Genomic DNA, 24546 nt, shown 5'->3' on the forward strand with positions numbered 1-24546 from the left:
GCGATGGCCGGGCTGCTGACCCTGCTCGACCTGGAACGGTTGGAGGACAACCTGTTCCGGGGTGTGTCTCCGGAGCAATCGACGATGCGCGTGTTCGGCGGGCAGGTCGCTGCGCAGGCGCTGACGGCCGCCGGGCGCACCGTCTCACCGGATCGCCGGGTGCACTCCCTGCACGCCTACTTCCTCCGTCCCGGGGATCCGGCCGTTCCCATCGTCTTCGAGGTCGACCGGACCAGGGATGGCAGCTCCTTCACCACCAGACGGGTGGTGGCGATCCAGCACGGCAAGGCGATCTTCACGTTGTCCGGTTCGTTCCAGCTCGCCCAGGACGGCCCTGACCACGGCGATCCGATGCCAGAGGTGCCCGCGCCGGAGTCACTGCCGACCTTCGCGGAGCGAGTCGCTGCCGCATCGGCCCCGTTGGCGGTGATGAACCGGATCCCGCGGCCGTTCGACACGCGCTACGTCAACGAACCACCGTGGCACTTCGGAGCGCAACCACAGGCCGCCGCCCGGAATCAGGTGTGGTTCAAGAGCCTCTCCGCTCTACCCGACGACCAGTTGCTGCACGTCTGCATGCTGGCCTACCTCTCTGATCTCACCCTGCTGGACTCGATCCTGACGACGCACGGGCTCGGCGGGACGTGGAGCACCCTGAAGCTGGCGTCACTGGATCACGCGATGTGGTTCCACCGGCCGATCAGGGTCGACGACTGGGTGCTGTACGACACCCACTCGCCCAGTGCCTCCGGATCGCGAGGGCTGGCGATGGGACACTTCTTCGCCGCCGACGGTGCCATGCTGGCGACCGTCGTGCAGGAGGGCCTGGTCAGGGTCGGGTAGCACCTGCGCCGACCGGTATCCGCCCCTGCGGACGGCAGCCGGGTAGGACTGATGTGATGATCATCATTTCGCGGTGTCGCCGACGGGCGGATCGCCGGCCGTTCCCGACGGGCGGTGATCCGAGAGACGGGCGGTGACGTGAGATGACCCTCGCAGCTCTGGCGCTGGTGATCGCCGTGGGTCTGATCGGTCCGATCCTGGCCACCCCGGCCCGCCTGCGCATTCCGGTGGTGGTCGGCGAGATCCTGGTGGGCGTCGTGGTCGGGCGGACGGGGGTGGGTTGGGTCCACCCGGACGATCCGGTGCTGTCGTTCCTGGCCTCGGCCGGATTCGCACTCGTCATGTTGGTCGCCGGGAGCCACGTGCCGATCAGGGAGGCCGCATTGCGGTCACAGCTCGGCCGCGGTCTTGCGTTGGCCGCGGGCACCGGGGTGCTGGCCGTCCCCGCCGGCCTCGGTATCGCCGCCGTCGCGGGCACCGGGCACGGGCTGCTCTACGCCGTCCTGCTCGCGTCGAGTTCGGCCGCTCTGGTGATGCCCGTCATCGACGGTGCCGGCCTCACCGGGGACCGGGTGATCGCCACGGTGGTGCATGTGGCGGTCGCCGACACCGTCTGCATCGTCGCCCTTCCGCTCGCCGAGAACCCGTCGAAGGCTCTCGGGGCTGCCATCGGTGCGGTGGCGGTGATCGCGGCGGGCGGCGTGGTCCTGGTCGTCATGATGTTGCTGAGCAGATCCGGCGTGCTGCACAAGCTGCAGAGACTCTCCAAGAAGCGGCACTTCGGGCTCGAGCTGCGCTGGAACCTGATCATCGTCTTCTCCCTCGGCGGACTGGCACAGACGGTCGGTGTCTCGGTGATGCTCGCCGGGTTCGTCACCGGGATCGTCATCGCCAGCCGTGGGGAGCCGAGAAGGCTTGCCAAGCAACTGTTCTCGGTCAGCGACGGATTCCTGTCGCCGATCTTCTTCGTGTGGCTCGGCGCGTCGCTGGACTTGCGTGCGGTCGGCTCGAATCCGCGGATGCTGCTGGTCGCCGGCCTGCTGGCCGGCGGCACCGGGTTGATCCACGCCGCCGCTGCGCTGGCCGGTCAGCCCTTGTCGCTGGCGCTGCTGGCCGGAGCCCAACTCGGGGTGCCGGTGGCGGCGGTAACCATCGGGACCCGGTCGGGGCTGCTGGCGCCGGGGGAGGGGGGAGCGATCCTGGCCGCGGCCCTGATCAGTGTCGCGGTGACGAGCGCGGCCGCGGCGGTGGCGTCGCGTTCGGGACCGGTGAAACCAGAGGCGAAGCCCTGACCGGCAATGTCATCGAGTACCCGAATCCGGGAAGCCCCCGGACGCAGTCCGGCAGTGTCATCGTCGCCCAGGTGGGCATGGTCTCGGACGAAGTCCGGCAGTGTCACAGTGCCCCCGGTCAGACTCGAACTGACACTAAACGGGATTTGAATCCGCTTCCTCTGCCAATTGGGATACGGGGGCAGGCTTCCCGCGAGCGGGACCGGCATAGCCTACCCGGCTGGCGCGAGCGGGTAGTGCCGCATCACACCCGGTCCTTTCCGGCCCAGCGGAAACGCTTCCTTCCGACGTGGACCGTCACACAGGAGTTACATCCTGTCGGTAGGCTCCGTCGGCAGCCGAAAACGGTTGCGCAGTACTCACGAGCACCACAACGCAGGAGGTGGCTGATGACCAGTCCGCGTCGCGTTCTCATCGCCGAGGACGAGGCTCTGATCAGGCTGGATCTCGCCGAGATGTTGGCGGAGGAAGGCTTCGAGGTCGTCGGTGAGGCAGGTGACGGTGAGGAAGCGGTGGCGCTGGCCATCAAGCTCAAGCCGGATCTGGTGATCCTCGATGTGAAGATGCCCAAGAAGGACGGGATCGACGCCGCGGCGGAGATCGTGTCCGGCCAGATCGCGCCCGTGGTGATGCTCACGGCGTTCTCCCAGCGAGACCTGATCGAGCGGGCCCGGGATGCCGGGGCCATGGCCTACCTGGTGAAGCCGTTCTCGCCGGCGGACCTGCTGCCGGCCATCGAACTCGCCGTTGCGCGCTACGCGGAGATGGTGGCGCTGCGGGAAGAGGTCTCCGACGTCACGGCCAGGTTGGAGACCAGGAAGCTCATCGACCGGGCCAAGGGCCTGTTGATGACCAACCAGAAGATGACCGAACCGGAGGCGTTCCGCTGGATCCAGCGGACGGCCATGGACCGGCGGACCTCGATGCAGGCCGTCGCCCAGGCTGTGCTGGACGGACTCGGTACCAAGGCCTAGGCGCCGGGTCCCGGCGGTCGCGGCCGGACCCGGACAGCGCCGGGGTCTAGGTCACGATTGAGCATCAGTCGGCGTGGGGATGGTGAACTCCACGGCTGGCGCATAGCCTCCTGCTTTGCAGGTGTCTCGTCTCCGGCCGGTCCGGGCACGACGCATCCGTCCCGGGCGCGAGCCCGACCGTCGGGTGTGAGACTGCTCGGTAATGGCACCGAAACAACTGTGCGCCACTCTGCGACGAGACGCCGACAGCATCATCCTTGCAGCGCAACGTGCGCGGCCGGGCGCCCTATGAGGAGGACAATTGCGAACTCGTTCGATCATCCGTGTGGTCGCCGTGGGAACGGCAGCCGCTCTCACGCTGGCTGGTTGCGCCAGCAAGAGCACGACCGCTTCCCCCACGACATCGAGCGCGGCGGCGTCCGGCGGGGCTTCGGTCTCCAGTGCCGCCCCGGCCAGTGGCAAGACGCTCGTCATCTCCACCGACCTTCCGCTGCAGGGCAGCTCGGCTTCGCAGTCGGACTCGACGAACAAGCTGATCCAGCTGTACCTGGACCAGGTAGGTAACAAGGCCGGCAACTACAACATCACCCTGAAGCCGTACGACGACTCGACCGCCGCCAAGGGCGCGTGGGACGACGCTGCCTGTGCCAAGAACGCCACCGATCACGTCGCGAACGCCGACGAGGTCGCCGTGATGGGTACGTTCAACTCCGGTTGCGCCAAGATCGAGGTTCCGGTCCTCAACCCGGCCGACATGCTGATGGTGTCGCACGCCAACACCAACCCGGGTCTCACCAAGACCTGGGACACCGGCGAGCCCAACAAGTACTACCCGGCCGGCAACCGCACCTACGCCCGCGTCGTCACCACCGACGACTACCAGGGCTCCGCCGCCGCCGCTTTCGCCAAGAACGACCTCAAGGTCACCAAGTGCTACGTGCTCAACGACAACCAGACCTACGGGCTGGGCGTGGCCAAGGCCTTCTCCGACTCCGCCGCGAAGTTGGGCATCACGATCGTCGGCACCAAGGCGTGGGACGCCAAGCAGACCAGTTACACCGCGCTGTTCCAGGAGGCCAAGACGGCCGGCGCCGACTGCGTGTACCTCGGCGGCATCTACGACAACAACGGTGGCCAGCTGATCAAGGACAAGGTCGCCGTCCTCGGTGACAACACCAAGGTCAAGCTCATGGGACCGGACGGCTTCACCGGGTACAAGGACCTCCTTGCCCTCCCGCAGTCGGCCGGCATGTACCTGACCTTCGCCGGTCTGACCACCGATCAGCTGATCAAGGCCGATGGACCGGGCAAGAAGCTCATCCAGGCGTACACCGCCAAGTACGGTGCCGCTCCGACCGGTAGCTACCCGCTGTACGGCGTCGCCGCCGTCCAGGTCATCCTCGCTGCGATCGCCAAGTCGGACGGCACCCGCAAGGGCGTCACCGACCAGGTCTTCTCCGGTGCCGGCATCACCATCCCGGTCGCCGATTCGGTGACCGGCAAGGAGATCAAGATCGATCCGGCATCGGGCGATACGACGGCCAAGGACATCACCGTCGAGATCGTGAAGGACCAGAAGGAGACGTTCGTCAAGGCCCAGGCCGTCTCCTGACCTGAAGATCGTCGATGCCTGGGTCCGGACGATTGTGTGTTCGGGCCCAGGCATCACCTCTTTAGCGGCGTTACCGTCCCATCCGACAGCAGCAGCCGGAACTCGCGCGTCGACCGCTCGGGGGTCCGGAGAAGGGCCTGGTCCCCATGAGCACACTCGTCATCGCCGGAACCCCCCGCAAGGCGAAGGTCCGCGTCGGTCCGATCGTGGAGAAGTACGCCGGGCTGAGCGTTCTCGTCCTGGGCGTCGCCTGGATCATCTGGAACGCGGTGTCCGACAGTTCGGGCTTCTTCGACAGCATGATCACCGGCATCAACAACGGCGCCATGTACGCGCTGATCGCCCTCGGTTACACGATGGTCTACGGGATCATCGAGCTGATCAACTTCGCCCACGGCGACCTCTTCATGCTCGCCACGGTGGTGGCGGCCAACCTGTCGGTCAACGTCCTCGGCGTCGGTGACCTGACCACGAAGGCCATCCTGCCGATCCTGATCGTGCTGGTCGTGACCATGGCCTTCGGTGCGGCGGTCAACGTCGGAGCGGAATTCTTCGCCTACCGCAAACTGCGCAGCGCCCCCAAACTCGCACCGCTGATGACGGCGGTCGGCCTTTCCTTCGTATTCCGCGGCATCGGCCAGAACGACCTGGTGAACGGCTCGGCACCGAAGAACTGGCCGACCATCGTGTGGAACGGTCCGACCATCGGCAACCTGCCGCTCTACCAGCTGATCATGGTGCTCGGAGTCACGGTCATCCTGCTGTTGCTGATGACGTACATCGTGTCGAAGACCAAGCGCGGCAAGGCAATGCGAGCCGTCGCGCAGGACCAGGACGGCGCCCGACTGATGGGTATCAACGTGAACGGCACCATCTCGTTCACCTTCGCCCTCGGCGGGGCCCTGGCCGGAGCAGCCGGCGTCCTGTACTTCCTGGTGCGCACCAACACCTACTACGACACCGGCACCCAGCTCGGCCTGATCGCCTTCACCGCAGCAGTTCTCGGTGGTATCGGCAACCTGACCGGTGCCGTCGTCGGCGGTCTGCTGATCGGCATCGTCCAGGCGATCAACGAGGGTGGCGCCCACGGGCTCGGCCAGCAGTGGTCGCAGTCGGTCATCTTCATCATCCTGATCGTCTTCATGGTGTTCAAGCCCGAGGGCATCTTCGGCAAGCGAACGACGGAGAAGGTGTAAACGCACATGGCCATTCCTACGCTCTCCAAGCCCTCGCCGACCACCGGTGGAAGCCGCCGCAAGATCGGCGAGTTCCGTTGGCCCATCGGGTATGTCGTCGTCATCGTCGGCCTCTTCCTCGTCTACCAGACCGTGCTGCCGAACCTCGCGACCGGTGTGTCCAGCGGCATCACCGGCTGGCTTCCGGTCTCCACCATCAACGAGTGCCTGATGTGGTGCATCATGGCGCTCGGGCTGAACGTGGTGGTCGGCTACGCCGGTCTGCTCGACCTGGGCTACGTGGCCTTCTGGGCTCTCGGTGGGTACACCGCCGGCTGGTTGATGGCGGCGCCGTTCAACTGGACGTGGGATTTCCACGTGCTCTCCGCCGTCTCCGGCGAAGGCACCCACATCAACTTCTGGTTCGTCATCATCATCGCCGGGGTGCTGTGTGCGGTCCTCGGCATCATCATCGGCGCGCCCACCCTCCGGCTCCGTGGTGACTACCTGGCGCTGGTGACCCTCGGCTTCGGCGAGGTGATCACCCAGTTCTTCAAGAACTCCAACGACATCGCAGGGTTCAACCTGGCCGGCGGTGACGGTGGCATCTCGATCATCGACCCCATCGGGACCGGACCGTTCGTCTATGCGGGTGTGCCGCAGAAGCTGTTGAACAACTCCACCTCGAACGTCTACAAGATCCTCGTCCTTGGACTGCTCGTGGCGATCTGCCTCTTCATCTCCCTGCGCATCCGGGAGGGCCGGCTCGGCCGGGCTTGGCTGGCCATCCGCGAGGACGAGCTCGCGGCCAGCATGATGGGTGTGCCGCTGGTCCGCTCCAAGCTCTCGGCCTATGCGGTCGGCGCATTCTTCGGTGGGATCGGCGGCGTGGCCAACGCCTCGGCGATCACCGGGGCCGTGTCCCCGTCCGGCTTCGACTTCGGCAAGTCGGTGCTGGTCCTGCTGATGGTGGTGCTCGGCGGCATGGGCAACGTGTGGGGTGTCATCATCGGCGCCTTCCTGCTGGCCTGGCTCAACAGCAACGGTCTCCAGCAGATCGGCGTGCAGCTGGACTCCTGGTTCAACACCGGAACCACGCTGCAGGGTCAGCTGCCGCGCTACAACTACATCATCCTGGGCGTTCTGCTGGTGCTGATGATGTTGTTCAGGCGTGAGGGACTGATCCCCGAGAAACGGACGAAGGCGTTGATGAACACGCCGAGCCGGACCGAGATGGAAGCCATCGGCGCCGACATCACCGAGGCCGAGCAGGAATCCGAGGCCTTCGAGGCCTCGGACGCGGCCGATGACGCAGACATCAGGGCGTCGGCCGCCGCCGTCAGTCCGGTGCTCCGGGAGGAGCCCGCGGACGAGGTGCTGTCGGACGACGGCTCGTCCGCGCCCTACGCCCACAGCAAGGACCCCGGCGACCCGGACAGCGCTGCGAAGACGGAGGACAACCGGTGACCGCCACGGCCGAGAACCTTGCGCTGACCGGGGATCCCTCGCTGGACAACGTCCTGTACGCCGACCACATCACCATCAAGTTCGGCGGACTGGTGGCGGTGAACGACGTCTCCTTCACCATCCCGCCGCGATCGGTGATCAGCCTGATCGGCCCGAACGGTGCGGGGAAGACGACGTTCTTCAACGTCATCACCGGGCTCTACGAGCCGACCGAGGGCGCCGTCTACCTGGAGGGACAGGACATCACCGCGGTGCAGCCGCACAAGCGGGCCGCGCTGGGCCTGGCCCGGACCTTCCAGAACATCAGGCTCTTCGGCCTGATGACCTCGGAGGAGAACGTGATGGTCGCGATGCACCCGCACCTGCGGTCCGGCATCCTGGCGACCATCTTCCGCACGCCGGGGCAGAAGAAGGAGGAACGGGAGGCCAGGGATACCGCACGTGAACTGCTGCAGTACGTCGGGATCGGCAAGGTCGAGGGCGAGCTGGCCCGGAACCTCTCCTACGGCGACCAGCGTCGGCTCGAGATCGCCAGGGCGATGGCGCTGCGGCCGAAGGTCCTGTTGCTGGACGAGCCGACCGCCGGCATGAATCCGCAGGAGTCGAGCCAGTTCAACGAATTCGTCTACCGGGTCCGTGACGACAAGGGTCTGTCGGTCCTGCTGATCGAGCACGACATGAGCGTCATCATGAAGATCAGCGAGCGGATCACCGTGCTCGACCGGGGCAACATGATCGCCGAGGGCACCCCGGACGACATCCGGAACAACCAGCAGGTGATCGAGGCCTACCTCGGGAAGACCGGCACACGCGAGGGGAAGAGGAAGAAGAAATGAGCGTCGACAGCGCACCCGCCGGTGCTCGGATTGAACGCGGTGCGGGCAGGGACGTCATCCTCGAGCTCAAGAACCTGAGCGTGAGCTACGGCAACATCAAGGCCGTGCAGAACCTCGACCTGACGGTGCACGCCGGTGAGATCGTCACGCTGATCGGCTCCAACGGTGCCGGCAAGTCGACGACGCTCCGCACGATTTCGGGCCTGCTGAAGCCGAAGACCGGCGAGGTGATCTACAAGGGCAAGAAGATCAACGGCATCCCCGGCCACGACGTGGTCAAGCTGGGGATCTGCCAGTCACCGGAAGGCCGCAAGATCTTCCAGCGGATGACGGTCTCGGAGAACCTCGACCTCGGCGCGTTCACCCGCAACGACACCGCCAAGATCGCGCAGGACCGGGAGCGGGTGCTCGAGCTCTTCCCGCGGTTGCGGGAACGGATCAACCAGAAGGCCGGCACCATGTCCGGCGGCGAGCAGCAGATGCTGGCGGTGGCCCGTGCGCTGCTCGGCGACCCGACTCTGCTGTTGCTCGACGAGCCGTCGATGGGTCTGGCCCCGGTCCTGGTCGACCTGATCTTCGAGACCATCGAGACGATCCGTGATCAGGGGGTCACCGTGCTTCTCGTCGAGCAGAACGCTCTGGCCGCGCTCGAGATCGCCGACTACGCCTACGTGCTGGAATCCGGCCGGCTCAATCTGGAGGGGCCCGCGGAGGCCCTGCTCGACGACGACTCGGTGGCCGCCGCCTACCTCGGCGGCTGATCACCACCGGCGGTACGGCTCCGGCTGATCACCGCCGGGGGTACGGCTCCGGCTGATCACCGCCGGGGGGACGGGTCAGGGTGGCCATGTCCTGGATCGTGCCGGCGGAGTCGAGGAACACCGGGTCGTGCGACGAGGCCAGCACTGTCCGGCCGGCCTCGGTGGCGTCCCGTACGGCCCGCGCGACAGCGATGGCGGATGCTTCGTCCTGCTGAGATGTCGGCTCGTCGAGCAGCATCAGGGCCGCGCCGGACACCAGACAGCGGGCCACTGCGACCCGCTGACGCTCGCCGCCCGACAGCAGACGGACGGGTTGGTCCAGAACGGCCGAAAGGCCGAGTTTCGCTGCCACCAAGAGGATCTCGGACGTCGGTCGGCCACGGAGCCCGGCGGAGAACCGCAGGTTCTCCGCGACGGTCAGCGCTTCCGCCAGGATCGTGCTCTGGACCGACACCGCAACGTGCGCGCGTCGCAGCGCAGCCCGTTCCTCGCGGTCCAGTGGCCCCCAGGTCACTCCCGCCACCGCGACCCCACCCGACGTCGGGTCCGACAGGCCGGCGGCCAGGCCAAGGAGAGTCGACTTCCCGGAACCTGACGGACCGCGCAGCACTACATGATCGCCGGCGTGCAAGGCGAGATCCACTGCGGAGAATAGCCTTCGGGTTCCGAAGACGACCTCGACGCCGGTCAGTCGCAGGACCGGCGCCACGCCGCCACGGTGGTCGGATCCGATCGGGCGCGGGGCGTCGGGCAGCACCGCGACGGCCGGCGACCGGACTGGTTGGCCGGCCTCGGATTCCTCGAGCGCTGCCTGCCCGGATCTGACAGCTTGCCCGGCCTGCAGCGTCGCTCCGGCCTGCAGCGTCGCTCCGGCCTGCAGCGTCGCTCCGGCATGCAGTGCTTGCCGGGTCTGGAGTGTCGGCCCGGTCTGCTTGGCCAGCCGCACGTCGCCGCCGGGCAGGGCAGAGGCAGTCAGCGTGATCGATCCGGTGGACCGTCCCAGCAGCTCGGCGGGTAGCCGCAGCCACCCCCGGTCGTCGACGACCTGGGCCTCGTCCGAGCCGTCCGCCGGCAGCCACTGCTCGGCGAGGCGGCCGTCCCGCATCCGCACGGCCCGATCGACGGTGTCGGCGGCCCGTCGGTCGTGGCTGACCAGGATCAGCGCGGCCCCGTGATGGCGACCCGCCTCGGCCAGCAGCGCGTAAACCTGACGCGCCGCGGCCTCGTCCAGTTCACCGGTCGGTTCGTCGGCCAGGATCAGTGCCGGGTCGTGGGCGAGCGCCGCACAGATCGCCACGCGCTGGGCCTCGCCGCCGGACAGCGTGGCGATGGACCGGTGGGCCAGGTTCGCAAGGCCGAGACGCTGCAGAGTGTCGGCGGCCCGGTCGAGCGCAGCCCGTCGAGGAACGCCGGCCAGTCGCAACTGCAACGCGACGTTCTCCACCACCCGCCATTCGGGGAGCAGGGCCCGCCGTGCGTGCTGGTCGACCATGCCGACACCCGCTCGCCGCCAGCGCCGCCGCGCGCTGCTCGAGAGCTGCGTCAGATCGGTGCCGTCCACCGTCACGCTCCCAGCAGTGGCGGCCTGCTCCCCGGTGAGCATGCGGAGCAGGGTCGATTTCCCAGAACCGTTGGGACCCTGGATCAACAGCCGTTCCCCGGCCTGCACCGTCAGGTTCAGGCCACGCAACGCCATCTTCGTCCCGGCCGGTGACGGATAGGCGACGAAGGCGTCGGAGACGGTCACGATGGCGGTGGAGACGGTGATGACGGCCGTCATGGGAGGTCCAGCTCGGGCAGCTGCGGGTAGCGCTCCCGGAAGGCGGTGGTGGCGGCGACCGCACTCGCCAGCAGGCAGGCGAGGACCGTCGCACCGATGATGATCGATGTCCACCCGGCCCCGAGGCTGACCGTCAGCGGCGGTTGGACGTTCGTCCCGCCGGCCCCGACCCCGACCAGTGTCACCGCGGTTCCGGTCAGCGCGACCCCGGCGACCGCGCCGAGTGGGACACCCAACCCGATCACCGCGCAGACCCGCACGAACAACACCCGGCGAATCGCCGGCGGACCGAGTCCGTCGACCTCCCAGGCAAGATGGTCGGCCGCCGAGTCCTGACGGTCGACGCGGATCGACATGGCCATGGCGGCCATGGCCATCAACAGCGCGATCACCCCGGCCAGCTCCAGCAGGACCGCTGATCTGGTCGCCACCGGATCGGCGGCGAGCAGGCCCTCGATCTCGCCGCGCAGGTAGACGGTGGCCGTACTCGTCGGCGGGGTGGCGAGCGCCGACATCAGAGCCGGGAGCGCCGAGGCGGGCGCACTGATCCAGACCTGGCTCACCATCGCGGTTCCCGGGGCAGTTCGGTCCAGGAGGGCGGCCACGCTCAGCCGGTCGGCGAGCAGGAACCGTGACCCGATCGTCGGCATCCGGGGCAGCACGGCCACCACCCGCGCCCGCAGGGTCAGACCGGCGATCGTGACCGACACCAGGCCGTCCGGTGCGGCGGCCGCGGTGACCGGGTCGGTCGCGACCGACAGCGGCGCCAGGTCCGAGCGCGGGACGAATCCAGGGCTCAGGACCAGCCGTGAGTCGCTGATCTGGTAGTGCACGGAGGCGCGCGTCGCAGCCGCGGAGACGGTGGCGGTGTCGGATCCCCAGCCGGTCCAGCTCCAGTCGAGAGCGGTTCCGTCGGCGGTCGCAGCGGTGAACACGACGTCACCGGTCGGCAGCGCGTGATCGGTGTTGCCCTCGCCGACGGCATGCTGTCGGTGCACGAGATGATTCGCGGACTCGGCGATCTCGATGCCCACGACGCGCAGGGCAGGACCTCCGGGGAGCTGTGCCCGCAGCCCGGTTCCCGAGGCGATCAGGTCGAAACGCTGCTCGGCACCCTCGGCCGTCGCGGTCCACAGACCCATCACGACGTCGCCGGAGAGGCCCGTGGCGATGACCCGCAGGCTGCGCGTCCCCGCGGGAATCGTCGGGATCGGGGCGGTGGACGTCGTGCGAAGTGCGGTCAGGACGGCTGCCACCTCGGCGCTGGTTGACGTCGAGCCGGTGGTCGAGGCGAAGCGGTTCATCGCCGCGACGGTGGCCGGGTCGATCCCGGTGAGCGGGAGACCGGCCGCACGACTTGTTCCGCCGAACACGGTCACCGTGCTGGTGACGATCGGCGCGATGATGATCCCAGCGTCGATGGCGTGCAGGGCTGCCGGGTCGACCACGCTCAAGGGGAGGGTGACGTCGCGGCTCGGCGAGATCCGGGCGTCGAGGGGGGCGAGGTAGGCGGCCTGATCGGCCGCCGACTGGCGGAGAGTGGCCTGGTAGGAACCGGCGAAGACCACGGAACAGGTGGCGGCGGCCAGGAATCCGGCCGCCACCGCCGGAGCCAACGCGCGGGGTTGCACGCCGACGATTGCGATCTGCCAGATCGTCCCGATCCGGCCGCGGGCGGACAACCGGCGGAAGACGCCGACCACCAGGGGCCAGCTTCTCGCCGCGATCAGTCCGATCGCGACCGAGAGGAGAGTGGTCACCCCGGTGGTCAGCGGGTCGGTCCCTGTCGAACCTCCGCCCTGCCCGGTCAGCACCAGGACCACCAGACCAACGGCCGCGACGAGTAGGCAGTCCAGGGCGACCCGCGTGGTTCGTTCCGCGTCCCGCGGCCACAGCGCGACGGCCACCGTCAGGGCGATCGCGCCGAGGCCGAGCCAGGCCAGGGTGGGCCAGGCGTCGGTCAGGGCGTCGGCCGCGGTACCGAACCGGCCGCCCGGCATGTCGCCGGCGAGCCCGGCGACCACGAGGACGCCGATCCCGGCACCGACGACGACGCCCGCCGTCACCACCGCGGTGATCTGCACGATCGGACTGAGCGCCAGCTGGCTCCGGGTGGCGCCGCGGCGGGTCAGCAGTCCGACCAGCAGCTGCTGACGGCGCCGCATCCCGGCGGCCGCGGTCAGGCAGAAGCCGAGCTGCAGCACAGCGGCGCCGGCCCCGAGGATGGTGAATCTGGCTGCCGACGCCCCGGCCCGTCCGGCCGCGGCCACCACCGCGTCCTCCGGCCAGGTCACCGACAGCCCACCGACGGTGACGTTCAGGTCGTCGGCCAGGGACGACAGACCTCGGCGGAAGGTGTCAAGACCGGCGTGCGCGATGGCCGTCCCGGTCAGCGAGCTCACCCATGCGGTTGTCCTGCCGAACAGCTCCAGCGGGGCAAGGGCGGCCATCTCGTCGGCCGAGCCGCCCAGCAGCAACGGCTGTTCGCCGTCGATCAGTCCGCTGCCGACCAGACGGTCGTCCAGCAGCTCGGCCGTCCCGGTGACGACGAGGCCGAGCTGCGCGGCGGCCGGGCCGATCGACTGCGCGGTCACGTCGGCCTGGTCGGTACCGCCGGTGGCGGTTACGACCACCTCGCAGCGAGTGGGGGTGCACGAGGCGGGCAGCCGTCCCGACGTCAGATGTACCTCGCCGCCGATGTCATCGGCACCGCCGAGGCTGAACGTGCTGCCGGCCACCGAGAGCTGCCGGTACATCATCAGGCGCTGGGTGGTGGACAAGCCGAGGTCCGAGAACCGTTGCCGCACCGCGAGATCCTCGGTGCGCTGCACTGCGGGCGGCAGCGTCCGGCTGGTGACGACCAGCACCGTGCGCTGCGGCTTCGGGATCATGTCGACCGCGGCCTGCACCGCGGCGTTCTGGGCCGTGAGCCGAAGTCCGCCGGCGACCAACGGGAGGACGCCGGCGACGGCGATCCCGACAGCCAGCATGGCCCAGCGCAGCGGGCGATACCGCAGGCCGGCGATCGCCAGCGCCGCGATGACCCGCATCGGCCCCTCCGACCTCTCCGGCACGATCGGCGGGAGTTCGATCCGGCGCCCGGGGCCGGCCCGGTGCTCGGATCAGACGATGGTAGCCGCGGGGTCCGACAGGCCGGTCAGGCTTTCGCGGGCGATGGGGTCGGCAGGCTGTCGGCGGGTCGCATCAGGCAGGTCAGTCGGGCCGTGCAGACCCGTTTGCCCTGCTCGTCGCGCACGATGATCTCGAACGAGGCGAGCGTGCGGCCCACCTGCAGCGGGGTCGACACCCCGTACACCAGACCCGCGGTGGCCGAACGGTGATGAGAGCAGCTGAGCTCGATGCCGACCGCGATCCGGTCGGGTCCGGCCGAGACCGCCGAGTGGAACGACCCGAGGGTCTCGGCGAGGACGGCGCTCGCACCGCCGTGCAACAACCCGTACGGCTGCCGGTTGCCCTCGACCGGCATGGTCCCGGTGACCTCGTCGGGATCGACCCTGGTCAACTCGATGCCCATCCGCTCAGCCAGTTCGCCCCGGTTCGCGTTGTATCGGGCCACTGCGGTCGCTGCGTCTGGAGATTCGGGGTGTTGCTCGCTCATGTTCGATCCTGGCTCTGCTCTACCACCGCCGGTGCGGGCGACAGCCGAAGGTCGGCTGTCGGTCCCATTGTGTCAAGCTGCATCGGCGGTTGGTTTGCTGGCCACTCCTGCCCGGGCGGACCATCCACCGACAGCTCCGGCGAGCCTTCGGCCCGCGTCCCTGTGGTTTTGCTGTGTGGCTGTCGTCGTTGGTTGGTTTGCTGGCCACTCCTGCCCGGGCGGACCATCCACCGACAGCTCCGGCGAGCCTTCGGCCCGCGTCCCTGTCGGTGCTTGACCCTAGACTCGGCTCCGTGATGGCTACCGCAGCGCCTGCAACGAAGAAGAGTCCGGCCAAGACGCCCTCGAAGGCGGCGGCATCCAAGCCGTCGGCCGCGAAGGGGCCGGCCAAGCCGATGCTGCTCCTGCTGGACGGACACTCGCTGGCCTACCGGGCGTTCTTCGCCCTGCCGGTGGAGAAGTTCTCGACCACCACAGGCCAGCCGACCAACGCCGTCTACGGGTTCACGTCCATGCTCATCAACCTGCTGCGCGACGAGCGGCCGAGCCACGTCGCCGTGGCCTTCGACCTGTCCCGGCAGACGTGGCGGAGCGAGGAGTTCGCGGACTACAAGGCCAATCGCTCCGCGTCCCCGGCAGACTTCAAGGGTCAGGTCGAGCTGATCAAGGAGGTCCTCGCGGCATTGCGGATCGACGTGCTGACCGCCGAGAACTATGAGGCCGACGACGTCATCGCCACCCTCACCACCAGGGCGGAGGCGGAGGGGATGACGGTCCGGATCTGCACCGGTGACCGGGATGCCCTACAACTCGTCACCGATGCCGTGACCGTCCTCTACCCGATGCGTGGGGTCTCGGACATGACCCGGTTCACCCCCGAGGCCGTCCAGGAGAAGTACGGCCTGACGCCGTCGCAGTACCCCGACTTCGCAGCGCTGCGCGGTGATCCCTCGGACAACCTGCCCGGCATCCCGGGCGTCGGGGAGAAGACGGCAACCAAGTGGATCCGCGAGTTCGGCTCGCTGGGCGAGCTGGTGGACCGGGTCGACGAGATCACCGGCAAGGCCGGAGATGCGTTGCGCAACAGCATGTCCAGCGTGTTGCAGAACCGCCGGTTGACGGAACTGGTGCGCGACGTCGAGCTCACCGCAGACCCTCTCGAGCTGGTCGCCCAGCCCTACGACCGCGAGGCCGTGCACGAGATCTTCGACAACCTGCAGTTCAAGGTGCTGCGCGAGCGGTTGCTGGAGACCTTCGAGCAGGCCGACGAGACGAGCACCGAGGGCTTCGACGTCGCCGGTGTGCGGCTCGGAGTCGGACAGGTGGCCGGCTGGCTGGCGGCCCATGCCGCCGACACCGTCGGGCTGTCGATCCGCGGACGGTGGACGCCCGGTGGGGGTGAGGTCGACACGATCGCGGTGGCCGACGCTGCCGGCGTGAGCGCCGTCATCGACGTCGCCGCCCTTGGCCCGGCCGACGACGCCGCGGTGGGGGAGTGGTTGGCGGATCCCCTGCGGCCGAAGGTCGGACACGACCTGAAGGCGCCGGTCAACGCGCTCGCCGCACGCGGCTGGCGGGTGGAGGGCATCACCTGCGATACCGCCCTGGCCGCATACCTTGCGCTGCCCGGCCAGCGTGTCTTCGACCTGGGCGACCTGGTCCAGCGCTACCTCCACCGGACGTTGGACGCCAGGCCCGTCGAAGAGGAGGAGCCGGCCGAACAGCTGACCCTGGAATTCCCCGACGCGGTCACCGACACCGAGACAGCTGTGGAAGTCGATGCCGTCGACGCCGCCGCGGAAGAGGCGCTGGCGCTGGATCGTGCCGAGATGATCAAGGCCCTCGCCGTCATAGATCTTGCTGCGGTGCTGCAGGTCTCGCTGGTGGAGAGTGGTCAGCAGGCGCTGCTCACCGCGATGGAACTGCCGGTGATGGACGTGCTCGGCCGCATGGAGCGGACCGGTATCGCCGTCGATCTCCCCTACCTGGAGGATCTGCGGTCGACGTTCGACTCGGAGGCGCAGAGTGCCGCGGCCGCCGCCTTTGCGGTGCTCGGCCACGAGGTGAACCTCGGTTCGCCGAAACAGCTGCAGGTGGTCCTGTTCGACGAGCTGAACATGCCGAAGACCAAGAAGACCAAAACCGGATATACGACAGATGCCGACGCGCTGACGGCCCTGCACGATCAGACCCAGCACCCGTTCCTCACGCATCTGCTCCGCCACCGCGACGTCACCAAGCTGAAGACGACAGTCGAGGGTCTGTTGAAGGCGGTCGGCGACGATGGCCGAATCCACACCACCTATCTGCAGAACATCGCCGCGACCGGGCGGCTGTCCTCGACCGAGCCCAACCTGCAGAACATCCCGGTCCGGACGGACGAGGGCCGCCGGATCAGGGCGGCATTCGTCCCCGGAAGGGGCTTCGACAACCTGATCACCGCTGACTACTCGCAGATCGAGATGCGGATCATGGCGCACCTCTCCGAGGACGTCGCCCTGATCGAGGCGTTCCGGTCCGGGGAGGATCTGCACACCGCGGTCGCCGTGCGGGCCTTCGGTGTGCCCGCTTCCGAGGTCACGCCGGAGCTGCGCCGTCGGATCAAGGCGATGAGCTATGGGCTGGCGTACGGGCTCTCGGCGTTCGGCCTGTCGGGTCAGCTGAAGATCAGCGTGGAGGAGGCCCGGGAGCAGATGGACGCGTACTTCGCCCGCTTCGGCGGCATCCGCGACTACCTCCGCCGGGCAGTGGATGTGGCCCGTCTGGAGGGCTACACCCAGACGCTCTACGGCCGGCGCCGGTACCTCCCCGACCTGACGAGCGACCACCGGCAGCGGCGGGAGCTCGCCGAGCGGGCTGCGCTGAACGCGCCGATCCAGGGGAGCGCCGCGGACATCATCAAGGTCGCGATGCTCAATGTGCAACGCCGAATCGACTCCGAGGGGCTCAAGTCCCGACTACTCCTCCAGGTGCACGACGAACTGCTCTGCGAGGTGGCGCCAGGCGAGCAGGAGAAGCTGACGGCCCTGCTGCGCGAGGAAATGGCCGGTGCCTTCCCACTCGAGGTCGATCTCGACGTGTCGGTCGGCGTGGGGCGCAGCTGGGACGCCGCGGCCCACTGACCGTTGGTCCAGCGACGGCCGGCTTCGCTACCGAGCGCGCCTCGCCAGATGCAAGGTGATGTCGCTGGTCACCTCGACCTTATTGGGCAGGGCCCGCAGGATCGCGTCGAAGGCCCGTTCACGGACCGACGGTGTCAGTTGCAGATAGGCCGAGACGGTCGACAGGTGACCGATGTGGTCGTGCGCGGAGACAGTTGCCCGTCGCCCGAACGGGATCTGCCGTACATCGGTGAACAGCTCTGACCGGGCGAGTTCGGTTCCGGGCCATTGCATCTCGGATTCATCCGGCGTTCCGTCCGGCGACGGCATGCCGTCGCTCTCCAGGAACGGGGCCCGCGCGGCGCGGACGGCCGCCTCCACCGACGGGTCGGCCAGGTTGACCTGCCCCCCGAAGTTGGCGAAGGTTCCGTTCGGGACCAGCAGTGCAGCTACCCGCTCCCAGCGGCCGACGGGCTCGGTCCAGTGCATCGCTGCTGCCGCGAAGACCAGATCGTAGGGTGCCCCCGGATCGAGGTCCTCGAATGCCGCCTGCGCGATCGTCACCGTCGACGGCACGTGGGCGGCAAGCTCTCGGAGCATGGCCGCGTCAGGATCGGTGGCGGTCACCGCGATGTCGCGCCGGGCGAAGGCGCGGGTGGCCTTGCCGGTGCCGGCCCCGATCTCCAAGGCCCGGCGGACGGGCCGGCCCGCATAGGTGAGCACCTCCGCGACCAATTCGGTGGGATAGCCAGGTCGGTATCGCTCGTAGGCCGCAGCCACTGATCCGAAGGTCAGAGCTCGCGCGGTCATGCCAACGACCGTACGACGCCGATGATCGGGGGCTCGACGTGATGGGTGGACGGCGGCAGGATGAGCGGATTCGTCATCTTCACGCTCGTCAGTCGGATCGTGTCCACGACCGGCAGGAGAGGAAAATCCTTGCTGCTGCCCAACGTTGTCCTGCAGGGCATCGTCGAAGGTTCCGTCACGCACGTGTACCGGCGCTGGGACACCCCGCGGGCGAAACCCGGCGGCAGTCAGCTGACGAAATTCGGCGTGGTCGCCATCGACGGCGTCCGTGAGGTCGAACTGGGCGACATCAGCGAGGCCGACGCCCGGGCGTGCGGCGAGAAGGACCTGGCCGGGCTGACGAAGTGGTTGGGAAAGCGGCCCGACGATCGGATCTTCGAGGTGACGCTGCACTACGCAGGTCCCGATCCGCGGTTGGCCCTCCGGGCGGACCTCCCGGACGAGGACGAGCTGGTGCGCATCGACTCCGCGCTCGCCCGGATGGATGCCGGAAAGCCGTCCGGACCATGGACCCACTTCATCCTGACGTGGATCCAGGACAATCCTGCGGTGGTCTCGAAGGTGCTGGCCACGCTCTTGGACCGCGAGCTGCAGCCGATGAAGACGGACATCCGGAAGATGAAGGCTCTCGGGCTGACCATCAGCCTCGAGGTCGGCTATCGGCTGTCCCCGCGCGGCGAGGCCTACCTGAACTGGTCAGCGACGCGACGGCGCGGGTAGTCGACACACGAAGATCGAGGTCCCGGGGAACATCTCGCCGCGCTCGGGCGACCATTGCCCCCAGACGCCGTCGAAGTCCGCCGGCCACTCGGGTTCGATCAGGTCGTCCAGCACGAAGCCGGCGGCCACCAGTTCCCGGATCCGATCGCCGAGCGTGCGGTGGTGCTCGACGTACGCCGGGACCTCCTCGGCGTCGACCTCCACGTAGGGGGAGCGGTCGAAGTAGGACTGGATGACGGTCAGGCCGAGCGGCCCCGGATCGTCCGGGAACATCCAACGCATCGGGTGGGTCACCGAGAAGACCCACCGGCCACCCGGTCGTAGCACCCTGGCGACCTCGCGCATCGCCCCGGCCGAATCAGCCACGAACGGGATCGCCCCGAACGCGGAGAACACGATGTCGAAGGCTGCTGTGGCGAAAGGCATCTCGCAGACGTCTGCCTGGACCAGTGGCACATCGATGCCGGTACGGGTCGACGCGTCGATGGCGTGGGCGAGCATGCCAGCCGACAGATCGAACGCCACCACCTGCGCTCCGCGAGCGGCGAGGTGGCGCGCGCACGGAGCCGAACCGCACCCGACCTCCAGGATCCGGGCCCTCACCAGGTCGGCCGGGTCGCCCAGCAGGTGGGCCTCGTCCTCCCGCAGGTTCTCCGGGCACCAGACGAAGTCGGCGTCGCCCAGGAACACGCCATGCTCCAGGTGGTACTCGTCGGCGTCCGCGTCCCACCACCGACGATTTGCGGAGCGGGAGACGGGCTGGTCGGCGGACCGCAGCCGAGGACGCGTTGGACCGAGATCTGACACGCCCGCCATCCTCCCAGCCCCGCCGAGCACCTGTTGTCGCCGCCGAGCACCTCGTTGATCCCTCTCGGGCGGGTGCGGCGTGGCGAGATCAGGTGTGGCGCGGAGACAGCTGGTGTGGCGTGGCCGGTGCCGTCGCAGTGTCGCGCCCACCGGCAGGCCCGATTCCTGTGCACGGCCCCTCTGGCGTACTCTGAGCACTGCGTTGTGGGTTCTGGCTGCCTCGGAATGGAGCAGGTAGCACCGAACAGGGTCCGGCCGGTCCGATCCGGCCAGGTACCCGCTGATCACATGTGGCCCACACGCAGCGCCCGTCCCGGCCCTCGGGGCGCGCGTCCGCACTCACCACCCACCCGTCGGAGCACCCCCACACATGTCCGCACCCACCCGTACCGCCCCACAGGTCGCCATCAACGACATCGGGACGGCCGAGGACTTCCTCGCTGCCATCGACCTGACCATCAAGTACTTCAACGATGGTGACATCGTCGAAGGCATCATCGTCAAGGTCGACCGCGATGAGGTTCTGCTCGACATCGGCTACAAGACCGAGGGTGTCATCCCCTCGCGCGAGCTGAGCATCAAGCACGACGTCGACCCCAACGAGGTCGTCACCATCGGCGAGCACGTCGAGGCCCTCGTCCTCCAGAAGGAGGACAAGGAAGGTCGTCTCATCCTGTCCAAGAAGCGGGCTCAGTACGAGCGCGCGTGGGGCACGATCGAGAAGATCAAGGAAGAGGACGGCGTCGTCTCGGGCACCGTCATCGAGGTCGTCAAGGGCGGCCTGATCATCGACATCGGTCTCCGTGGCTTCCTGCCGGCCTCCCTCGTCGAGATGCGTCGTGTCCGCGACCTGCAGCCGTACGTCGGCCGTCAGCTCGACGCGAAGATCATCGAACTGGACAAGAACCGCAACAACGTCGTCCTGTCCCGTCGCCAGTGGCTCGAGCAGACCCAGTCCGAGGTGCGCAGCGAGTTCCTCAACCAGCTCGCCAAGGGCCAGGTCCGCAAGGGCGTCGTCAGCTCGATCGTCAACTTCGGCGCGTTCGTCGATCTCGGCGGCGTCGACGGTCTGGTGCACGTCTCGGAGTTGTCCTGGAAGCACATCGACCACCCGAGCGAGGTTGTCGAGGTCGGCCAGGAGGTCACCGTCGAGGTCCTCGACGTCGACATGGACCGCGAGCGTGTCTCGCTCTCGCTCAAGGCCACCCAGGAAGATCCGTGGCGTCACTTCGCCCGGACCCACGCCATCGGTCAGGTCGTGCCGGGTCGCGTCACCAAGCTGGTCCCGTTCGGCGCGTTCGTCCGTGTCTACGACGGTATCGAGGGCCTGGTGCACATCTCCGAGCTGGCCGGTCGCCACGTGGAGATCCCGGAGCAGGTCGTCACCGTCGAGGAAGAGATCTTCGTCCGCGTCATCGACATCGACCTCGAGCGTCGTCGGATCTCGCTCTCGCTGAAGCAGGCGAACGAGGGCATCACCCCGGAGACCGAGTTCGACGAGGTCCGCGCCCAGTACGGCGTGGTTGACCACTACGACGAGGCCGGCAACTTCCTGCCACCGGACGGTTTCGACGTCGCGACGGGCGAATGGCTCGAGGGCTTCGACAGCCAGCGTGACGCGTGGGAGAAGCAGTACTCCGACGCCCACAACGTCTACGAGTCCCACCTCAAGCAGATCGCGGCGGCCATCAAGGCCGACGCCGAGGCTGCCGAGCCGAGCAACTACTCCTCGGCCACGGCTTCGGCCTCGGGCGAGGATGCCGCGGCGGAACCGGCGGGGTCGCTGGTCGACGACGAGGCTCTGGCCAAGTTGCGCGAGAAGCTCGCGGGTAACTGATCCGGCGCGGTGAGTCCCGAACCGGGACAGCCGCATGTACTGACGCACCGCAGAACGGGGTCGGCCGAAAGGTCGGCCCCGTTCTGCGCTTCCATCGTCAAAGCTCACGCTCCCGTGAACAAAACCCTTTGCCGTACAACGATTTAGCCAACCCACCACCGACGTGCCGCAGCCGAGGGCGACGATGTGACAACAACCGCGTTGCGGTTCGGCGGGTTGTCCGCACATTGGCGCCGACGACACCTACCGTGGGTGCCATGCGTCGTGTCGTGATCCTCCCTCTGCTCGCACTTGCCCTGATCGTCGCCGGCTGCAGTTCCGGTTCGACCACCAAGAGAACGGTCACCGTGGTCAACACCGTGACCAGTGGCTCGGGCTCGCAGACAACGCCGAAGTCAGGCAGCGTCATCGTCGTCAGCCCGTCCGTGTCGCCCAGCGGGACGCCGACGCCGACGCCGACGCCGACCTCCCCGAAGACGACGCCGAAGCCGACCACGTCTAAGCCGACCGTTGCTCCGATCGTCAAAGTCGATCCACTGGCCGCGGACTGCGCGGCGATCCTCGACAGCGCCGACATCAAGAAGGGTCTCTCCTTCACGATCGCCGGCGGCGCGATCCGCAAGAAGGATGTGGCGAACCCGGCCCGCGGGATCACCGGGAAGATTCGGTGCTACTACCCCAAGGCCGACGCCAACGGCACCGCTCCGGTAGTCGTCGCACTCACGCAGTACGCATCCGTGGCTGCGGCCGGCAAACAGGTCGAAGTCACCGTTCAGGCCGAAACCGACGCGGGTGCAGTGGTTTCCGCGGCTACCGTCAATGGCTACCCGGCCCACGTGATGTTGCGGGCGGGTGGCCTGATCGTGGTCCAGTACGGCACCTGGACGGCAGCGGTGGCCGTCGCCGACAAGTTGGCGAACAGCGCGGTGCTCCGCACCGGACTGCCGGTGGTGGCGGGCCAGGTCCTGTCCAGGGTCATCAAGAACGGCTGACAACGAGGTGGGGGGGCCGGGAGAGAGCTTCTTGGTCCCCCCAGACCGTTCCGAGCGTCCGGTGGGTACGGACGCCTGCGGTCTTGGGGGTCGGGTCAGGTCGGTGGAACGGGCTCGGTCTAAGGGCCTCGGTGGAACGGGCTGAGACGACCGGGCTCAGATGGCGGGAGCGGGCGCGGGAACTGTGGCCATCGGGCGCGGAGCGATGTAGGGACGATGCTTGCCGGCACGCCGCCAGGAAGCGAAGAGGCTGCGGTAGGCGACGGCCGCGAAGAAGCCGATCGGCACCAACCCCGGACGACCGAGCCGGTGACGGCCCCGGCCGACAGTTGCGGCGAAGGTGTTGGTCACGACTCCTCCTACTGGTGCTGTTCGGGTCGGTCTGCGGGCTCTGGCCCGGCCGGGGAGATCGACATCGACACCGTGAAGGCGCCCGGGGGAGCTGAACCTCACGCTACGTGAGACTGTTGAACCCGCTTCGGACGTTCATCGGTGTGTCGGACACCTGCCTGGCTGCGAAAGGACCGCGGATGGCGATCACTGTGGCCGTAACTGGCGGTATCGGTGCCGGGAAGTCGACCGTCTCCGGATTCCTGGCGGAACGGGGGGCGATCGTCGTCGACTCGGACCGGATGGCCCGGGAGGTCGTCGCGATCGGCACTCCGGGACTGGCCGCCGTCGCCGAGCACTTCGGTCCAGCAGTGATTGCGGCGGACGGGTCGCTGGACCGAGCCGCTCTGGCGGGCATTGTCTTCGCCGATCCGGCGGCCCGCCGGGTGCTCGAATCGATCACCCACCCGCTGGTGCGGGCCGGAGCAGACGCCGCACGGCGATCTGCACCGCCCGGAAGCGTGGTGGTCAACGACATCCCGCTCCTGACGACTGCCGAGGCCGCCGGCCGGTTCCACCTGGTCATCGGCGTGGGTGCGCCGGAATCCGTCAGGGTGGGACGGCTGATCGGCCGGGGGCTGGGCGAACAGGATGCCCGGTCGAGGATCGCCGTGCAGATCGACGACGAGGCTCGTCGACTGATCTGCGATGTCTGGGTCGACAACGCCGGCGGTCGGGCTCCGGCGGAGCGTCAGGTCGAGGAATTGTGGCCACGGCTCGTGGGTTATGCCGCCAACGTCGAACACGGAGCCTTCGCGGTTCGTGGGGGGCCGGCGATCGTCCCGTACGACCCGGGTTGGCCTGCGACTGCAGCCAGGGTGATGGCGCGGGTGCGCGCGGCGGTCGGGGACAGCCGCGTCGATCACATCGGGTCGACCGCAGTGCCCGGGTTCCCTGCCAAGGACGTCATCGATCTTCAGCTGACCGTCACCGACCTCGGCCAGGCGGACGGGTTCGCAGGGCTGTTGGCCGCTGCAGGGTTGCCGCTTCGCGAGGGATTCACCCAGGACACTCCGCATCCGGTCGACCCGTCGGACCCGTCGGGCGCGGATCCGGCCCGCTGGGGCAAGCGAGTGCACGTGAATGCGGATCCAGGCCTGAGTGTGAACCTTCACCTGAGGGTGAGAGACTGGCCCAATTGGGTCTGGGCGCTGCGGTTCCGGGACTGGCTGCGATCGGACGACAGCGGCCGCGCCGACTATCTGGCCGTCAAGGAGGACCTCGCCGCTTCCCACGGCGAAGACTCGACGGTCGCCGGCTACGCAGACGCCAAAGAGGAGTTCCTCGCCGCGTCCGATGCCAGGATCCTGGCCTGGGCGCGGGCCACCGGTTGGACGCCCGCCTGACTGGTGTGGAACAGGCTTGGGTCGTTCGCGGCGCGCTCGCCTCGGCCGTCCCAGCAAGGCCTGCCTGGTCCCAGCAACGGCCCCGGGCCTTGCCGGGTACCCACAAACGTTGCCAGGTTGGTGCGCAACAGCTCCGGCCCACCTCACTGCGCTCTGCCCGTGCGAGCGCGGTCGGGGTCGCGTG

At 68.3% G+C, this 24546-nt stretch carries 19 protein-coding genes, 1 tRNA gene and 1 pseudogene; 13 read left to right on the top strand and 8 right to left on the bottom strand.

Annotated elements, in window-relative coordinates; genetic code table 11:
• Nucleotides 1-3 precede the first annotated feature (3 nt).
• Both ABIB25_RS10465 and ABIB25_RS10470 read left to right on the top strand, forming a co-directional pair.
• Nucleotides 4-843, top strand: a complete 840-nt coding sequence (locus ABIB25_RS10465; RefSeq protein ID WP_354528470.1) for an acyl-CoA thioesterase — start codon at nt 4-6, stop codon at nt 841-843.
• A 143-nt stretch (nt 844-986) separates the two neighbouring features.
• Nucleotides 987-2135 (top strand): cation:proton antiporter, encoded by a 1149-nt coding sequence (locus tag ABIB25_RS10470; RefSeq protein WP_354528382.1) that lies wholly within the window; start codon nt 987-989, stop codon nt 2133-2135.
• Nucleotides 2136-2244: 109 nt separating this feature from the next.
• Here ABIB25_RS10470 and ABIB25_RS10475 read toward each other — a convergent pair.
• Nucleotides 2245-2318: transfer RNA gene (locus ABIB25_RS10475), tRNA-Leu, on the bottom strand.
• Nucleotides 2319-2524: 206 nt separating this feature from the next.
• Between ABIB25_RS10475 and ABIB25_RS10480 the strand changes: the two genes are divergently transcribed.
• From ABIB25_RS10480 to ABIB25_RS10505, 6 genes are all read left to right on the top strand, one after another.
• Complete coding sequence (locus ABIB25_RS10480; RefSeq protein WP_354528383.1) at nt 2525-3109, top strand: ANTAR domain-containing response regulator; 585 nt, start codon at nt 2525-2527, stop codon at nt 3107-3109.
• A 301-nt stretch (nt 3110-3410) separates the two neighbouring features.
• Nucleotides 3411-4721, top strand: coding sequence for a branched-chain amino acid ABC transporter substrate-binding protein (locus ABIB25_RS10485; RefSeq protein ID WP_354528384.1), 1311 nt, complete (start codon nt 3411-3413; stop codon nt 4719-4721).
• Nucleotides 4722-4867: 146 nt separating this feature from the next.
• Nucleotides 4868-5917, top strand: a complete 1050-nt coding sequence (locus ABIB25_RS10490) for a branched-chain amino acid ABC transporter permease (RefSeq protein ID WP_354528385.1) — start codon at nt 4868-4870, stop codon at nt 5915-5917.
• Nucleotides 5918-5923: 6 nt separating this feature from the next.
• A complete protein-coding gene (locus ABIB25_RS10495; RefSeq protein ID WP_354528386.1) occupies nt 5924-7363 on the top strand; it encodes a branched-chain amino acid ABC transporter permease in 1440 nt (479 codons plus the stop codon).
• Nucleotides 7360-8199: an ABC transporter ATP-binding protein gene (locus ABIB25_RS10500; protein WP_502919782.1), complete on the top strand. Its 840-nt coding sequence runs from the start codon at nt 7360-7362 to the stop codon at nt 8197-8199. Before ABIB25_RS10495 ends, ABIB25_RS10500 begins: the two co-directional genes overlap by 4 nt.
• The gene (locus ABIB25_RS10505; RefSeq protein WP_354528387.1) at nt 8196-8960 is read left to right on the top strand and encodes an ABC transporter ATP-binding protein; all 765 of its coding nucleotides are present in this window, start codon (nt 8196-8198) and stop codon (nt 8958-8960) included. Before ABIB25_RS10500 ends, ABIB25_RS10505 begins: the two co-directional genes overlap by 4 nt.
• A 28-nt stretch (nt 8961-8988) precedes the next feature.
• Here the strand turns inward: ABIB25_RS10505 and ABIB25_RS29195 are convergent, their stop codons facing one another.
• The 4 genes and pseudogenes from ABIB25_RS29195 to ABIB25_RS10520 form a co-directional block, all read right to left on the bottom strand.
• Nucleotides 8989-10065: an ABC transporter ATP-binding protein gene (locus ABIB25_RS29195; protein ID WP_502919789.1), complete on the bottom strand. Its 1077-nt coding sequence runs from the start codon at nt 10063-10065 to the stop codon at nt 8989-8991.
• Between the two features lie 144 nt (nt 10066-10209).
• Nucleotides 10210-10638 (bottom strand): annotated as a pseudogene (locus tag ABIB25_RS29200) (ATP-binding cassette domain-containing protein); the annotation flags it as partial.
• 98 nt (nt 10639-10736) lie between these two features.
• Entirely contained in the window at nt 10737-13790 is a 3054-nt protein-coding gene (locus ABIB25_RS10515; RefSeq protein ID WP_354528389.1) for a hypothetical protein, read from the bottom strand.
• Nucleotides 13791-13897: 107 nt separating this feature from the next.
• Nucleotides 13898-14359 (bottom strand): PaaI family thioesterase, encoded by a 462-nt coding sequence (locus ABIB25_RS10520; RefSeq protein WP_354528390.1) that lies wholly within the window; start codon nt 14357-14359, stop codon nt 13898-13900.
• A gap of 296 nt (nt 14360-14655) precedes the next feature.
• Between ABIB25_RS10520 and polA the strand changes: the two genes are divergently transcribed.
• Nucleotides 14656-17481 (top strand): DNA polymerase I, encoded by a 2826-nt coding sequence (gene polA, locus ABIB25_RS10525; RefSeq protein ID WP_354528472.1) that lies wholly within the window; start codon nt 14656-14658, stop codon nt 17479-17481.
• Nucleotides 17482-17508: 27 nt separating this feature from the next.
• Here the strand turns inward: polA and ABIB25_RS10530 are convergent, their stop codons facing one another.
• Nucleotides 17509-18270 (bottom strand): class I SAM-dependent methyltransferase, encoded by a 762-nt coding sequence (locus ABIB25_RS10530; RefSeq protein ID WP_354528391.1) that lies wholly within the window; start codon nt 18268-18270, stop codon nt 17509-17511.
• Between the two features lie 60 nt (nt 18271-18330).
• Here ABIB25_RS10530 and ABIB25_RS10535 point away from each other — a divergent pair, with 60 nt between their 5' ends.
• Nucleotides 18331-18990, top strand: a complete 660-nt coding sequence (locus tag ABIB25_RS10535; protein WP_354528392.1) for an ASCH domain-containing protein — start codon at nt 18331-18333, stop codon at nt 18988-18990.
• Here ABIB25_RS10535 and ABIB25_RS10540 read toward each other — a convergent pair.
• Nucleotides 18967-19806, bottom strand: coding sequence for a class I SAM-dependent methyltransferase (locus ABIB25_RS10540; RefSeq protein WP_354528393.1), 840 nt, complete (start codon nt 19804-19806; stop codon nt 18967-18969). The two genes, ABIB25_RS10535 and ABIB25_RS10540, sit on opposite strands and share 24 nt — an antisense overlap.
• Before the next feature lie 361 nt (nt 19807-20167).
• Between ABIB25_RS10540 and rpsA the strand changes: the two genes are divergently transcribed.
• Both rpsA and ABIB25_RS10550 read left to right on the top strand, forming a co-directional pair.
• Nucleotides 20168-21634, top strand: a complete 1467-nt coding sequence (gene rpsA / locus ABIB25_RS10545) for a 30S ribosomal protein S1 (protein WP_354528394.1) — start codon at nt 20168-20170, stop codon at nt 21632-21634.
• A gap of 257 nt (nt 21635-21891) precedes the next feature.
• Nucleotides 21892-22626, top strand: coding sequence for a hypothetical protein (locus tag ABIB25_RS10550; protein WP_354528395.1), 735 nt, complete (start codon nt 21892-21894; stop codon nt 22624-22626).
• 156 nt (nt 22627-22782) lie between these two features.
• On the opposite strand, the gene ABIB25_RS10555 is transcribed toward ABIB25_RS10550, so the two are convergent.
• Complete coding sequence (locus ABIB25_RS10555; RefSeq protein WP_354528396.1) at nt 22783-22977, bottom strand: hypothetical protein; 195 nt, start codon at nt 22975-22977, stop codon at nt 22783-22785.
• Nucleotides 22978-23156: 179 nt separating this feature from the next.
• On the opposite strand from ABIB25_RS10555, the gene coaE reads away from it, so the two are divergent.
• Nucleotides 23157-24362, top strand: coding sequence for a dephospho-CoA kinase (coaE, locus tag ABIB25_RS10560; RefSeq protein ID WP_354528397.1), 1206 nt, complete (start codon nt 23157-23159; stop codon nt 24360-24362).
• The last annotated feature ends 184 nt before the right edge of the window (nt 24363-24546 follow it).

The organism is Nakamurella sp. UYEF19, from assembly GCF_040546275.1.
Taxonomy (GTDB): domain Bacteria; phylum Actinomycetota; class Actinomycetes; order Mycobacteriales; family Nakamurellaceae; genus Nakamurella.

What these genes read in the sequence shown, in the direction of transcription:
- ABIB25_RS10465 (WP_354528470.1), top strand. Translation starts at nt 4, where the DNA reads ATGGCCGGGCTGCTGACCCTGCTCGACCTGGAACGGTTGGAGGACAAC.
- ABIB25_RS10470 (WP_354528382.1), top strand. Translation starts at nt 987, where the DNA reads ATGACCCTCGCAGCTCTGGCGCTGGTGATCGCCGTGGGTCTGATCGGT.
- ABIB25_RS10480 (WP_354528383.1), top strand. Translation starts at nt 2,525, where the DNA reads ATGACCAGTCCGCGTCGCGTTCTCATCGCCGAGGACGAGGCTCTGATC.
- ABIB25_RS10490 (WP_354528385.1), top strand. Translation starts at nt 4,868, where the DNA reads ATGAGCACACTCGTCATCGCCGGAACCCCCCGCAAGGCGAAGGTCCGC.
- ABIB25_RS10495 (WP_354528386.1), top strand. Translation starts at nt 5,924, where the DNA reads ATGGCCATTCCTACGCTCTCCAAGCCCTCGCCGACCACCGGTGGAAGC.
- ABIB25_RS10505 (WP_354528387.1), top strand. Translation starts at nt 8,196, where the DNA reads ATGAGCGTCGACAGCGCACCCGCCGGTGCTCGGATTGAACGCGGTGCG.
- ABIB25_RS29195 (WP_502919789.1), bottom strand. Translation starts at nt 10,065, where the DNA reads ATGCGGGACGGCCGCCTCGCCGAGCAGTGGCTGCCGGCGGACGGCTCG.
- ABIB25_RS10515 (WP_354528389.1), bottom strand. Translation starts at nt 13,790, where the DNA reads ATGCGGGTCATCGCGGCGCTGGCGATCGCCGGCCTGCGGTATCGCCCG.
- ABIB25_RS10520 (WP_354528390.1), bottom strand. Translation starts at nt 14,359, where the DNA reads ATGAGCGAGCAACACCCCGAATCTCCAGACGCAGCGACCGCAGTGGCC.
- polA (WP_354528472.1), top strand. Translation starts at nt 14,656, where the DNA reads ATGGCTACCGCAGCGCCTGCAACGAAGAAGAGTCCGGCCAAGACGCCC.
- ABIB25_RS10530 (WP_354528391.1), bottom strand. Translation starts at nt 18,270, where the DNA reads ATGACCGCGCGAGCTCTGACCTTCGGATCAGTGGCTGCGGCCTACGAG.
- ABIB25_RS10535 (WP_354528392.1), top strand. Translation starts at nt 18,331, where the DNA reads ATGAGCGGATTCGTCATCTTCACGCTCGTCAGTCGGATCGTGTCCACG.
- ABIB25_RS10540 (WP_354528393.1), bottom strand. Translation starts at nt 19,806, where the DNA reads ATGGCGGGCGTGTCAGATCTCGGTCCAACGCGTCCTCGGCTGCGGTCC.
- rpsA (WP_354528394.1), top strand. Translation starts at nt 20,168, where the DNA reads ATGTCCGCACCCACCCGTACCGCCCCACAGGTCGCCATCAACGACATC.
- ABIB25_RS10550 (WP_354528395.1), top strand. Translation starts at nt 21,892, where the DNA reads ATGCGTCGTGTCGTGATCCTCCCTCTGCTCGCACTTGCCCTGATCGTC.
- coaE (WP_354528397.1), top strand. Translation starts at nt 23,157, where the DNA reads ATGGCGATCACTGTGGCCGTAACTGGCGGTATCGGTGCCGGGAAGTCG.